This is a genomic window from Klebsiella africana (genome assembly GCF_020526085.1).
Classification (GTDB): domain Bacteria; phylum Pseudomonadota; class Gammaproteobacteria; order Enterobacterales; family Enterobacteriaceae; genus Klebsiella; species Klebsiella africana.
The window spans coordinates 2,088,058-2,100,269 of the sequence record NZ_CP084874.1; the positions used below are offsets into that span (position 1 = coordinate 2,088,058).

General features: G+C 58.3%; 12 protein-coding genes and 1 other RNA gene. 6 read left to right on the forward strand and 7 right to left on the reverse strand.

What is annotated here, in order from left to right; translation table 11 throughout:
• The first annotated feature begins 108 nt into the window (after positions 1–108).
• Entirely contained in the window at positions 109–1,092 is a 984-nt protein-coding gene (btuC, locus tag LGL98_RS10105; protein ID WP_136032326.1) for a vitamin B12 ABC transporter permease BtuC, read from the forward strand.
• A 39-nt stretch (positions 1,093–1,131) separates the two neighbouring features.
• Here the strand turns inward: btuC and LGL98_RS10110 are convergent, their stop codons facing one another.
• Positions 1,132–1,932, reverse strand: a complete 801-nt coding sequence (locus tag LGL98_RS10110) for a MetQ/NlpA family ABC transporter substrate-binding protein (RefSeq protein ID WP_004203125.1) — start codon at positions 1,930–1,932, stop codon at positions 1,132–1,134.
• A gap of 236 nt (positions 1,933–2,168) precedes the next feature.
• Here LGL98_RS10110 and LGL98_RS10115 point away from each other — a divergent pair, with 236 nt between their 5' ends.
• The 4 genes from LGL98_RS10115 to selO all read left to right on the forward strand — a co-directional run bounded on the left by LGL98_RS10115 (position 2,169) and on the right by selO (position 5,571).
• The gene (locus LGL98_RS10115) at positions 2,169–2,720 is read left to right on the forward strand and encodes a glutathione peroxidase (RefSeq protein WP_136032328.1); all 552 of its coding nucleotides are present in this window, start codon (positions 2,169–2,171) and stop codon (positions 2,718–2,720) included.
• Complete coding sequence (gene btuD / locus LGL98_RS10120; RefSeq protein WP_136032330.1) at positions 2,720–3,469, forward strand: vitamin B12 ABC transporter ATP-binding protein BtuD; 750 nt, start codon at positions 2,720–2,722, stop codon at positions 3,467–3,469. The genes LGL98_RS10115 and btuD overlap by 1 nt, the downstream gene beginning before the upstream one ends.
• Before the next feature lie 81 nt (positions 3,470–3,550).
• The gene (locus LGL98_RS10125; protein WP_002909082.1) at positions 3,551–4,015 is read left to right on the forward strand and encodes an NlpC/P60 family protein; all 465 of its coding nucleotides are present in this window, start codon (positions 3,551–3,553) and stop codon (positions 4,013–4,015) included.
• A 113-nt stretch (positions 4,016–4,128) separates the two neighbouring features.
• A complete protein-coding gene (gene selO / locus LGL98_RS10130) occupies positions 4,129–5,571 on the forward strand; it encodes a protein adenylyltransferase SelO (RefSeq protein ID WP_136032332.1) in 1,443 nt (480 codons plus the stop codon).
• A 29-nt stretch (positions 5,572–5,600) separates the two neighbouring features.
• On the opposite strand, the gene hemP is transcribed toward selO, so the two are convergent.
• The 4 genes from hemP to LGL98_RS10150 form a co-directional block, all read right to left on the reverse strand.
• The gene (gene hemP / locus LGL98_RS10135; RefSeq protein ID WP_023290103.1) at positions 5,601–5,780 is read right to left on the reverse strand and encodes a hemin uptake protein HemP; all 180 of its coding nucleotides are present in this window, start codon (positions 5,778–5,780) and stop codon (positions 5,601–5,603) included.
• 155 nt (positions 5,781–5,935) lie between these two features.
• The gene (gene aroH, locus LGL98_RS10140) at positions 5,936–6,982 is read right to left on the reverse strand and encodes a 3-deoxy-7-phosphoheptulonate synthase AroH (protein WP_025712048.1); all 1,047 of its coding nucleotides are present in this window, start codon (positions 6,980–6,982) and stop codon (positions 5,936–5,938) included.
• Positions 6,983–7,136: 154 nt separating this feature from the next.
• A complete protein-coding gene (gene ppsR / locus LGL98_RS10145; protein ID WP_136032334.1) occupies positions 7,137–7,970 on the reverse strand; it encodes a posphoenolpyruvate synthetase regulatory kinase/phosphorylase PpsR in 834 nt (277 codons plus the stop codon).
• Positions 7,971–8,114: 144 nt separating this feature from the next.
• Positions 8,115–8,234, reverse strand: coding sequence for a hypothetical protein (locus LGL98_RS10150; protein WP_042929239.1), 120 nt, complete (start codon positions 8,232–8,234; stop codon positions 8,115–8,117).
• Between the two features lie 75 nt (positions 8,235–8,309).
• Between LGL98_RS10150 and ppsA the strand changes: the two genes are divergently transcribed.
• Positions 8,310–10,688, forward strand: coding sequence for a phosphoenolpyruvate synthase (ppsA, locus tag LGL98_RS10155; RefSeq protein WP_136032336.1), 2,379 nt, complete (start codon positions 8,310–8,312; stop codon positions 10,686–10,688).
• A gap of 86 nt (positions 10,689–10,774) precedes the next feature.
• Here the strand turns inward: ppsA and rprA are convergent.
• Positions 10,775–10,882: antisense sRNA RprA (rprA, locus tag LGL98_RS10160), an RNA gene on the reverse strand.
• Between the two features lie 191 nt (positions 10,883–11,073).
• Positions 11,074–12,186 carry an AI-2E family transporter YdiK gene (gene ydiK, locus LGL98_RS10165; protein WP_004203114.1) on the reverse strand — a complete coding sequence of 371 codons (1,113 nt, stop codon included), beginning with the start codon at positions 12,184–12,186 and terminating at the stop codon, positions 11,074–11,076.
• Positions 12,187–12,212 lie beyond the last annotated feature (26 nt).

Sequence of the window (12,212 nt, forward strand, 5' to 3'; positions counted from 1 at the left end):
GCGGAGGAGATTTTCCTCCGCGTCGACGAACGGGCGCGAGGTTTTCCTTTTCTCACCGCGACACCCACCGTAAAATCAGCCTCTTGTTTCCACTGCGTAATGGAATCTATGCTGACTCTCGCCCATCTTCAACAGCGCCGCAGCCGGCGCTGGCTCTTCGGATTAACGCTGTTGCTGCTGGTCACGCTGCTGATCAGCCTGTGCGCGGGGGATCAATGGATCCCGCCTGGGGAATGGCTGAGCGCCAAAGGTCAGCTATTTATCTGGCAGATCCGCCTGCCGCGAACCCTGGCGGTACTGCTGGTGGGGGCGGCGCTGGCGCTCTCCGGGGCGATTATGCAGGCGTTGTTTGAAAATCCGCTGGCAGAGCCGGGTCTGCTGGGGGTCTCTAACGGCGCGGGTGTCGGGCTGATTGCCGCCGTTCTGCTGGGCAAAGGAGTCCTGCCCGGCTGGGCGCTCGGCCTGTGCGCCATCCTTGGCGCGCTGCTAATCACTTTTATTCTGCTGCGTTTTGCCCGCCGCCATCTCTCCACCAGCCGTCTGCTGTTGGCGGGGGTGGCGCTGGGGATCATCTGCAGCGCCCTGATGACCTGGGCAGTCTACTTCTCCACCTCTTTTGACCTGCGTCAGCTGATGTACTGGATGATGGGCGGGTTTGGCGGCGTCGACTGGCAGCAGCTGTGGCTGATGATAGCCCTCCTGCCGGTGCTCTGCTGGGTCTGTCTGCAGTCGCAACCCCTGAATTTACTGGCGTTGGGCGAGATCTCTGCTCGTCAGCTCGGGCTGCCGCTGTGGCTGTGGCGCAAATTACTGGTGGTGGCGACCGGCTGGATGGTCGGCGTTAGCGTGGCGCTGGCGGGGGCGATTGGCTTTATCGGCCTGGTGATCCCGCATATTCTGCGGCTATGCGGCTTGAGCGATCACCGGGTGTTACTCCCGGCCTGTATGCTGGCCGGGGCAAGCGCTTTACTGGGGGCGGATATTATTGCCCGGTTGGCGCTTTCTGCCGCAGAGCTGCCGATTGGCGTGGTGACGGCGACCCTGGGCGCGCCGGTCTTTATCTGGTTGCTGCTGCGTTCGCGGGGGCGATGATAGCGCGGCGCCGTCGACAGGAACGGCGCCGGTTCAGGCTTACCAGCCTTTGATCGCGTCGCCTTTGTAGACTTCCTTCGCTTTTTCCGCGACTTCGCTGGTCTGGAAGGCGGCTTTCAGCTCCTGAATTTTCTTGCTGTCCTTATTATCCTCGCGGGCGACTATCGCATTCACGTAAGGGGAATCCGGCCCCTCCATAAACAGACCGTCGCGGGCGGCCGACAGGCCCGCCTGGGCGGAAAAGTTGGTGTTAATGATCGACAGGCTGACGTTCGGATCATCAAGGGTACGGGTCAGCTGCGGGGTATCCACTTCAACAATTTTCAGCTGTTTCGGGTTGTCGATGATATCCAGCGTGGTGGGTAAATAGCCGACGCCCGGTTTCAGCTTGAGTAATCCCTGCGCCTGGAGCAGCAGCAGGCTGCGTCCCAGGGTGGTGGTTTCATTAGAGATGGTCACCGTCGCCCCTTCGGGCAGTTCGCTGATATTTTTAATCCGGTGAGAATAGGCGGCGATAGGGAAGACAAAGGTTTTACCGACTACCGCAAATTTATAGCCGCGCTCTTTCGACTGCGCCTCAAGATAAGGCAGGGTCTGGAAGGCGTTGGCATCCACATCTTTGTTGTTCAGCGCTTCGTTGGGCAGCACGTAATCATTGAAGGAGACCACTTCGACGTCGAGGTGATATTTATCCTTCGCCACCTGCTCCACCACTTTCCAGATGGCTTCGTCCGGCCCGGTATTGATAGCGACTTTTACTTTATTATCTTCATCCGGGGAGCAGGCGCTCAGCAGGGCGACGGAGGCGGCGATTAACGCCAGACTAAACAACTTCTTCATCACTAAAACTCTCTTAAATTAACAAGTAACAAAACCATATTACATTCATGGAACACTGTACACGGAAATGGTCGACGGCCCAATTGAGAGGATTTCATGTTGCCGGCGGCCAGCGAAGCGCTGTTACATCATGCGACAACTCGGGGGGATTGGCAGTAGAATGGCTGCCGCTGAATCCGCTACAGTAGAAAGGGATCACCTTCACCGGAAACCGGTTTATCCATTGAGGACAGGCTATGCAACATGACATTCTGAATACCGAAGTGACGACCATTGATGGCGAGAAAACCACCCTGGCATCCTTTGCCGGCAAGGTGCTGTTGATCGTCAATGTGGCCTCGAAATGCGGCCTGACGCCGCAGTATGAGCAACTCGAGGATCTGCAAAAGCAATTTGCCGGCGAGGGCTTTAGCGTGCTGGGGTTCCCCTGCAACCAGTTCCTCGGTCAGGAGCCGGGCAGTGAAGAAGAGATTAAGACCTTCTGCAGCACCACCTATGGCGTCACCTTTCCGCTGTTTAGCAAAATTGACGTCAACGGTGAACATCGCGCGCCGCTCTATCAAAAACTGATTGCCGCCGCGCCGAAAGCGGTAGCCCCGGAGGGCAGCGGTTTTTATGAGCGGATGGCCAGCAAAGGCCGGGCGCCGCTGTATGTGGACGACATTCTGTGGAATTTCGAAAAATTCCTCGTCGATCGCGAAGGCAACGTCATTCAGCGCTTCTCCCCGGATATGACGCCGGACGATCCGCAGCTGGTGGCGGCGATTAAAGGAGCGCTGGCGCAATAATGTCGTTTCTGATGCAGCTACAGGATGTAGAGACGGCGGGGCGCCTGGCCCCGTTTTCCGCGGCTTTTCGCGCCGGGGAGATTGTCCACCTGGTGGGGCCGAACGGCGCAGGGAAGAGCACGCTGCTGACCCGCATGGCGGGACTGTCCGACGGTCCCGGTACGGTTCATTTTAACGGGCGGCTGCTTGATGAGTGGCCGGCGACCGAGCTGGCGCGCCGTCGCGGGTATTTGTGCCAACAGCAGACCCCGCCGTTCGCCATGCCGGTATGGCACTACCTGGCGCTGCATAGGCAGCAGCAGGGTGATAGCGCCCGTCTGAGCGATATCGCGGCCCGGCTTGGTCTGGACAATAAGCTCGGCCGTCAGGTCAATCAGCTTTCGGGCGGTGAGTGGCAGCGCGTGCGGCTGGCGGCAGTGATCCTGCAGATTGATCCCTTGAGTAATCCCGCGGGTCAACTGCTGCTGCTGGATGAACCGATGAACAGTCTGGATGTGGCCCAGCAGGCGGCGCTGGATCGGCTGTTACGTGAGCTGAGCGCGGCGGGAATTGCCGTGGTGATGAGCAGCCACGATCTCAACCATACCCTGCGCCATGCCGGACAAAGCTGGCTGCTCTGCCAGGGCGAAGCCATCGCCTGTGGAGCGACCGCCGAGGTGCTAAATGAGGAAAATTTAACCGCTGCCTATGGGATCCCGTTCCAGCGTGTGCAGGTGGCCGGTCATATTATGCTCATCGCGTCACAGTAGCACGCAGTTATCTTGTCACTGTATTGATAAACAAGCTAAATTATTGCGATAAAGAGACTAGGGACAGAGGGATCATCTGAAATGCGCTTCTGGTTCATGTTGGCGGCGGCGTTAATTTTAGCCGGCTGCAGCAGCCATCGGGCACCGCCGCCGAATCCACGGCTGGCTGACTCCATTACGGTGGTGGCGAATCTGAACGAGCAGCTGCGCAGCTGGCGCGGCGCACCGTATCGCTACGGCGGCATGACGCCGCGCGGCGTTGACTGCTCCGGCTTCGTGGTGCGCACGTTTCGCGATAAATTTGCCCTCCAGCTGCCGCGTGAAACCCGCGAGCAGGCGGAAATCGGCACCCGCATCGATAAGCGCGATCTGCTGCCCGGCGATCTGGTGTTTTTCAAAACCGGCTCAGGGGAGAGCGGCCTGCACGTTGGCATCTACGATACCGATAACCAGTTTATTCACGCCTCCACCAGCCAGGGCGTCACCCGTTCCTCGCTGGATAACGTCTACTGGAACAAAAAGTTCTGGCAGGCGCGGCGAATCTGACGTCATTCAGAAGTAAGAGGGAAGCGAACGCTTCCCTTTTTTATGCCGATAACCCTGCACTCCGCCCGTGTTAATCCGTGGTTCCAGGCACTACACTGGAGAGAGGAGGAACCATGACCCTTTCTTTTACCACCCACTGGCGGGATGAACTGCCGGACTTTTACACTTCCCTGTCACCGACGCCGCTGGATAACGCCCGACTCATCTGGCGCAACGCCCCGCTGGCACAGCAGCTGGAGGTGCCCGACGCCCTGTTTGCGCCTGAAAGCGGGGCCGGCGTCTGGGGCGGCGAAGCGCTGCTGCCGGGCATGTCGCCGCTGGCGCAGGTTTACAGCGGCCATCAGTTTGGCGCCTGGGCCGGCCAGCTGGGCGACGGACGCGGGATCCTGCTCGGCGAGCAGCAGCTGGCGGATGGCCGCCGTTACGACTGGCATCTGAAAGGTGCCGGCCTGACGCCCTATTCACGGATGGGGGACGGCCGCGCCGTGCTGCGTTCGACGATCCGGGAAAGTCTGGCGTCAGAGGCGATGCACGCCCTGGGGATCCCGACGACGCGCGCCCTGGCGATGGTGACCAGCGATACGCCGGTCTACCGTGAACGCGTGGAGTCTGGCGCGATGCTGATGCGGGTGGCAGAGAGCCATGTCCGCTTCGGCCATTTCGAACATTTTTACTATCGCCGTGAGCCGCAGAAGGTCCAGCAACTGGCCGACTATGTCATTCGCCACCACTGGCCGCAGTTGCAGGATGAGGCAGACAAATATTTGTTATGGTTCCGTGACGTTGTCACGCGCACCGCGCAGACTATCGCCAGTTGGCAAACCGTGGGCTTTGCCCATGGGGTGATGAATACCGACAACATGTCAATTCTCGGTCTGACCATCGACTACGGCCCGTATGGTTTCCTTGACGATTTTCAGCCGGACTTCATCTGCAACCACTCCGACTATCAGGGGCGCTACAGTTTTGAAAACCAGCCGGCAGTGGGGCTGTGGAATCTGCAGCGTCTGGCCCAGTCGCTGTCGCCGTTTATCAGCGCTGAGTCACTGAACGCGGCGCTGGATGAGTATCAGCACGCCTTGTTGACCGCTTATGGCCAGCGGATGCGCGATAAGCTCGGCCTGTTCAGCCAGCAGAAAGGGGATAACGACCTGCTGGACGGACTGTTTGCCCTGATGATCCGCGAGAAGAGCGACTATACCCGGACGTTCCGCCTGCTGAGCCACAGCGAACAGCTCAGCGCCGCCTCACCGCTGCGCGACGAGTTTATCGACCGGGCAGCCTTTGACAGCTGGTTCGCTGGATATCGCGCACGGCTGCGTGATGAACAGGTGGACGACGCTCAGCGCCAGCAGCGGATGCAGGACGTCAACCCGGCACTGGTATTACGTAACTGGCTGGCGCAGCGGGCGATCGAGCAGGCTGAGGCGGGCGATATGGGCGAGCTGGAGCGCCTGCATGCCGCGCTGGCTGATCCTTTTACCGATCGCGAGGACGACTACGTCCGCCGCCCTCCGGACTGGGGGAAACGTCTGGAAGTCAGTTGCTCAAGCTAACTTGCCTCGCCCCGCGTTCAGCGGGGCGCTTACTTGGTCAGAATTAACTTGCCGGCGTGGGTCTGGCGCAGCAGATAGCGCTGGCCGCCATGTTCAATGACTACTCGTCCTTCGCTGCCTAACAGAACCCGACTGCTGATCTGTCTATCCGTCGCCACGGGATAGGGGGCATTGTCTTTTGGTTTTTCAGCTGTGGCAGTGTTATCCATACGCGTCATAGCTCTCAAAATAAAAATCAAAGCAACAATGATAATCATTATCAATAATGTTGTTTTTAACGGCAAGCGTTATTTATCGTGTTACCGGATTTGGTAGGGTAAGGCGGGAACGTCAAAGCCCACCGCAGGCGCGGCGGGCGGAACGGTTACAGACGGGTGGCGGTGGCGGCGGCCAGTTCGCTCAATAATCTTTCACTGTCTTCCCAGCTCAGGCAGGGGTCGGTGATCGACTGGCCCCAGGCCAGCGGCTGGCCGGGGACCACTTTCTGGGTGCCTTCCTGCAGGAAGCTTTCGGCCATAATCCCGGCGATAGCGGTGGAGCCCGCGCGAATTTGCTGACAGATATCGGCGCACACCTCCAGCTGGCGGCGGTGCTGCTTCTGACAGTTACCATGGCTGAAATCCACCACCAATTGCTCCGGCAAATCAAACTCCCGCAGCGCCTCGCCGGCGGCTGCGATATCCTCGGCGTGATAGTTTGGCCGTTTGCCGCCGCGCATAATGATATGTCCGTACGGGTTGCCGCTGGTCTGGTAAATCGTCATCTGTCCCTGCTTGTCCGGGGAGAGGAACATATGGCTGGCGCGGGAGGCGCGGATGGCGTCCACCGCGATGCGCGTATTGCCATCGGTGCCGTTTTTAAATCCGACCGGGCAGGAGAGCGCTGAGGCCATTTCGCGGTGGATCTGGCTTTCGGTGGTGCGCGCGCCGATGGCCCCCCAACTGATGAGATCGGCGATAAACTGACCGGTCACCATATCGAGAAACTCGGTGGCCGTCGGCACGCCCAGCTCATTAACCTGCAGCAGCAGGCGCCGCGCCAGCTCAATCCCGTGGTTGACCCGGTAGCTGCCGTTGAGATCCGGGTCGGAAATTAAGCCTTTCCAGCCTACCACGGTACGCGGTTTTTCAAAGTAGGTGCGCATCACGATCTCCAGCTGCGGCTGGTAGCGCTCGCGCATGGTCTGCAAGCGGCGGGCATATTCCATCGCCGCGTCGGTATCGTGAATGGAGCAGGGGCCGATAATCACCAGCAGGCGGCGGTCTTCGCCGTTAAGGATTTTTTCAATTCGGCGGCGGGAGGCCGAGACGTGGGCAGCCACGTCGGCCGTCACCGGATGGCGCTGGGCCAGCTCCGCAGGCGTTACCAGGCTCTCAATGCGCGCGGTACGCAATTCGTCTGTTTTATTCATTGGGGTCTCAAAAATCTGTTTCTTCCGCGGCGAAAATGCCGGGAAGTGATGCGCATCACGATAAACCAATCCCTGCTTATTGCAAGAGCAGGGCATGATCCTGTATAGGCCACGGGTGATAGCATAAACAAATTTTTAATAATGTACTAGTGTGTTAGTACATTCTGCGATTCAGCCCCATAATGTCCATGATTTTTGTTGCAATTTCCTCAACGGAATAATTGGTACTGTTCAGGCACGGGATTTTATTCTTGCGATACAGGGCCTCCACTTCGGTCACCTCCATCCGACACTGACGCAGAGAGGCGTAGCGGCTATTCTCCCGACGCTCCTCGCGGATCGCTGCCAGCCGTTCGGGGTTGATGGTCAGGCCGAACATCTTATGCTGCAGGGGTTTCAGCGATGCCGGCAGTACCAGATTGTCCATATCGTCGGCGATAAACGGATAGTTGGCGGCGCGAATACCGTACTGCATGGCGAGATACAGGCTGGTGGGTGTTTTGCCGCAGCGCGACACACCGAGGAGGATCACCTGCGCCTGGTCAAGGTTGCGCAGAGAGATGCCATCATCGTGGGCGAGGGTGTAATCGATGGCGGCGATACGCGCATCATATTTAATCAGGTTGCCGGGGTTGAGGCCGTGGGTGCGGTGCGCTACCGGCGTCGGGTCGAGATTGAGCTCCTGTTGCAGCGGGGCCACCAGCGCCTGCACGATGTCCTGACAAAAACCTTCGCTTTGCAGAATAATGTCGCGAATCTCCGGGATGACGATGGAATAGAACACCAACGGGCGAATCCCCGTTTGCTGAAAGATGGCGTCGATCTGCTCTTTTACCGCCCGCGCACGACTAATGTTTTCAACAAACGGCAGAGTCACACTGCTGATGGCGACCGGGAATTGCGACATCACGGCATGCCCCAGCACCTCCGCCGTAATAGCGGTACCGTCAGAAATATAAAATACGTGGCGATCTACAGCACTTTCCATTTTGACCATCCGGTATAATGAGTTTAATTGCCTGAAAGCGGATATTAAATTTAAGCATATCCCTGTTTGATTTGTCTCTTGTTAAAATTGAAACGCTATTTTTGTTTTTTATGAAAAGGGTGGTTCATTTTCATATTATCGCCGTTATTTCCAGCGTTTTTCAGCAGAATTCCTAAAAATCATCAGGTTAGCTATATCGCGGGAACAGTCCGAAAAAAGAAAAAATAATTTGCTTGAACGATTCACCGTTTTTTTCAGTTCCATAAATATGTCAGGATAATCCTGCAGTCGATCGTGAAATTTTTTTCACTGGTATTAAATCACAAAAGGATTGTCTCGATGTCCAACAATGGCTCGTCACCGCTGGTGCTTTGGTATAACCAACTCGGCATGAATGATGTAGACAGAGTTGGGGGCAAAAATGCCTCCCTTGGTGAAATGATTACGAACCTGTCCGGTATGGGTGTTTCCGTACCTAACGGGTTTGCCACCACCGCTGATGCTTTTAATCAGTTCCTCGACCAAAGCGGTGTTAACCAGCGCATCTATGCGCTGCTGGATGAAACCGACATTGACGACGTTTCCGCATTAGCGAAAGCGGGCGCGCAGATCCGACAGTGGATCATCGATACCCCCTTCCAGAGCGAACTGGAAAACGCGATTCGCGATGCTTATGACCTGCTGTCCGCTGATGACGCCGAGGCCTCGTTTGCCGTGCGTTCTTCCGCCACTGCGGAAGATATGCCGGACGCCTCCTTCGCCGGGCAGCAAGAGACATTCCTCAACGTGCAGGGCTTTGATGCCGTGCTCGTTGCCGTGAAGCATGTGTTTGCTTCATTGTTTAACGATCGCGCGATCTCCTATCGCGTGCATCAGGGTTACGATCACCGCGGCGTGGCGCTTTCCGCCGGGGTGCAGAGGATGGTCCGCTCCGATCTGGCCTCCTCCGGGGTCATGTTCTCCATCGATACCGAATCCGGCTTCGACCAGGTGGTGTTTATCACCTCGGCGTGGGGCCTCGGCGAGATGGTAGTGCAGGGCGCGGTGAACCCGGACGAATTCTACGTCCACAAACCGACGCTGGCCGCTGGCCGCCCGGCCATCGTGCGCCGCACCATGGGGTCGAAAAAGATCCGCATGGTATACGCGCCGACTCAGGAGCACGGCAAGCAGGTACGTATCGAAGATGTGCCGCAGGCGCAGCGCGACATCTTCTCGTTAACCAACGAGGAGGTACAGGAGCTGGCGAAGCAGGCGGTGCAGATCGAGAAGCACTACGGTCGCCCGATGGATATCGAGTGGGCGAAAGATGGCCATACCGGTAAGCTGTTTATCGTCCAGGCGCGTCCGGAAACCGTGCGTTCCCGCGGCCAGGTGATGGAGCGTTATACCCTCCACGCCCAGGGGCAGATCATCGCCGAAGGGCGCGCCATTGGCCACCGTATCGGCGCCGGCCCGGTCAAAGTTATTCACGATATCAGTGAGATGAACCGCATTGAGCCAGGCGACGTGCTGGTTACCGACATGACCGACCCGGACTGGGAACCGATCATGAAGAAAGCCTCGGCGATCGTCACCAACCGCGGCGGGCGTACCTGCCACGCGGCGATTATCGCCCGTGAGTTAGGGATCCCGGCGGTGGTCGGCTGCGGCGATGCCACCGATCGCATTCAGGAGAACCAGAATGTCACTGTCTCGTGCGCCGAAGGCGACACCGGCTATGTCTACGCCGAGCTGTTGGACTTCAGCGTCAAGAGCTCCAGCGTCGGCGACATGCCGGATCTGCCGCTGAAGGTGATGATGAACGTCGGCAACCCCGATCGCGCGTTTGACTTTGCCTGCCTGCCGAACGAAGGCGTGGGCCTGGCGCGTCTGGAATTCATCATCAACCGCATGATTGGCGTTCACCCGCGTGCGCTGCTGGAGTTTGACGACCAGGAGCCGGGCCTGCAGAACGAAATCCGCGAGCTGATGAAAGGCTACGATTCGCCGAGAGAGTTCTACGTTGGCCGCCTGACCGAAGGGATCGCTACCCTTGGCGCCGCCTTCTACCCGAAACGGGTGATTGTGCGTTTGTCGGACTTCAAATCGAATGAGTACGCCAACCTGGTGGGCGGCGAGCGTTATGAGCCGGAAGAAGAGAACCCGATGCTCGGCTTCCGCGGCGCCGGACGCTATGTTTCCGACAGCTTCCGCGACTGCTTCGCGCTGGAGTGTGAAGCGATGAAGCGTGTGCGTAACGACATGGGGCTGACCAACGTTGAAGTGATGGTCCCGTTTGTGCGTACCGTCGCCCAGGCGAAAGCGGTGGTCGAAGAGCTGGAGCGTCAGGGGCTCAAGCGTGGTGAGAATGGGCTGAAGATCATCATGATGTGCGAGATCCCGTCGAACGCGCTGCTGGCCGAGCAGTTCCTCGAGTACTTCGACGGCTTCTCCATCGGTTCGAACGACATGACCCAGCTGGCGCTCGGTCTGGATCGCGACTCCGGCGTGGTCTCTGAGCTGTTCGATGAACGCAACGACGCGGTGAAGGCATTGCTGTCGATGGCCATCCGCGCAGCGAAAAAACAGGGTAAATACGTCGGCATCTGCGGCCAGGGGCCGTCTGACCACGAAGACTTTGCCGCCTGGCTGATGGAGGAAGGGATTGATAGCCTGTCCCTCAATCCGGATACCGTGGTGCAAACCTGGTTAGGTCTGGCGGAACTGAAAAAATAAGTTCGCCCTGACAGCACCGATCCCCGGCAGCGATGCCGGGGATTTTTTTTGCCAGTGGCAGACTGGCCGGTGTTGTGATGCGCAGGACAAAAAAAAGCCCATCGTGGGAGATGGGCAAAGACTACACACAGCAATTCGTTGTTTCACTCAGGGGATTTCCATGCTTATAAATCAAGATGTTGATTTATAACCGTGAGCTAATAGTAGGCAGCGGGGCCTTTGCCGTCGATCAGATTCCTCTCAATAGTTAAATTGTTGTGAAGGACTGGCGGAAAAGAGGGAGGGAAGTGGCGTACAAGGGCAGCGTTTTAACAGTGATCAATAAATTTTGCTTACCAATTTCCCTGACGGGGGAAACAGGCGGGTCTCCCCGCCTGATACGGTATTACTTACGCCCGGCCTCAAGTTCGCTGAGCTCTTCGAGGACCACGTCAGGATCTTTCGGCGGCGGCGGCACCTCATGCACCCAGGCGTCATATAGGCGCCAGGAGACGGCCAGCAGCACCGGGCCAATAAACAACCCGATCATGCCGAAGGCGATCAGGCCGCCAATGACGCCGGTGAGGATAAGGATCATCGGCAGGTCGGCGCCCATGCGGATAAGCACCGGACGAATGACGTTGTCCATGGTGCCAACCACGCAGCTCCACACCAGCAGCACGGTGCCCCAGGTGGTGTCCCCGCTCCAGTAAAGCCAGATAATCGACGGCACCAGAACCAGCAAAGGGCCGAGCTGGACCAGACAGGTAAAGATCATCACCACGGTCAACAGGGCGGCGTAGGGCACGCCGGAGATGGCAAGGCCAATCCCGCCCAGCACCGCCTGGGTGAGGGCCGTCACCACCACGCCCAGCGCCACGGCGCGCACGGCCTGGCCGGCCAGCAGCACTGCGGCGTCGCCGCGTTTGGCCGCGAGACGCGTGGCGAAGTAGCGGAAACCATAGGCCACCTGCTCGCCGCGCCAGTAGAGCAGCGCGCTGAACAACAGCATCAGGCCGCAGTAGACCAGCAGCTTGCCGATGTGCGCCGCCTGCCCGACAAACCAGCTGGTGGTGGTGCCGATATACGGGCGAACCTTGGCCATGATCGCCGAGCCGCCCATATCCAGCAGGCCGTGCCAGGCGGAGTAAAGCTTATCGCCGACCAGCGGCACGCTGTTCAGCCAGGCGAAGTCTGGTAGCGTCACATTTCCACTGCTGATGAGTTTGATCAGCGGGACGCTGTTATCCACCAGGCTGTTGACCAGCAGAGCAATAGGAATAACGAATAGCAAAAACAGCAGCAGGGTCATCGCCAGCACCGCCAGCATCCGTTTGCCGAACAGCACGCGCTGCAGACGCAGCAGCACCGGCCAGGTGGCGATCACCACCGTACCGGCCCAGGCGAAGGACAGAATAAACGGCTGCACAACCCACAGGCAGGATATGATAATCAGGGCCAGGAACAGCACCGACAGCAGTATTTGCGGAATGTCCCGAGGCTGATGGGGATTAATCATAGAGAAATTTTACCTTTCCAGTCGCG

Excerpts from the sequence above, each read along its gene's own strand:
- btuC (WP_136032326.1), top strand. The coding sequence starts at position 109 with ATGCTGACTCTCGCCCATCTTCAACAGCGCCGCAGCCGGCGCTGGCTC.
- LGL98_RS10110 (WP_004203125.1), bottom strand. The coding sequence starts at position 1,932 with ATGAAGAAGTTGTTTAGTCTGGCGTTAATCGCCGCCTCCGTCGCCCTG.
- LGL98_RS10115 (WP_136032328.1), top strand. The coding sequence starts at position 2,169 with ATGCAACATGACATTCTGAATACCGAAGTGACGACCATTGATGGCGAG.
- btuD (WP_136032330.1), top strand. The coding sequence starts at position 2,720 with ATGTCGTTTCTGATGCAGCTACAGGATGTAGAGACGGCGGGGCGCCTG.
- LGL98_RS10125 (WP_002909082.1), top strand. The coding sequence starts at position 3,551 with ATGCGCTTCTGGTTCATGTTGGCGGCGGCGTTAATTTTAGCCGGCTGC.
- selO (WP_136032332.1), top strand. The coding sequence starts at position 4,129 with ATGACCCTTTCTTTTACCACCCACTGGCGGGATGAACTGCCGGACTTT.
- hemP (WP_023290103.1), bottom strand. The coding sequence starts at position 5,780 with ATGGATAACACTGCCACAGCTGAAAAACCAAAAGACAATGCCCCCTAT.
- aroH (WP_025712048.1), bottom strand. The coding sequence starts at position 6,982 with ATGAATAAAACAGACGAATTGCGTACCGCGCGCATTGAGAGCCTGGTA.
- ppsR (WP_136032334.1), bottom strand. The coding sequence starts at position 7,970 with ATGGAAAGTGCTGTAGATCGCCACGTATTTTATATTTCTGACGGTACC.
- LGL98_RS10150 (WP_042929239.1), bottom strand. The coding sequence starts at position 8,234 with ATGGAACTGAAAAAAACGGTGAATCGTTCAAGCAAATTATTTTTTCTT.
- ppsA (WP_136032336.1), top strand. The coding sequence starts at position 8,310 with ATGTCCAACAATGGCTCGTCACCGCTGGTGCTTTGGTATAACCAACTC.
- ydiK (WP_004203114.1), bottom strand. The coding sequence starts at position 12,186 with ATGATTAATCCCCATCAGCCTCGGGACATTCCGCAAATACTGCTGTCG.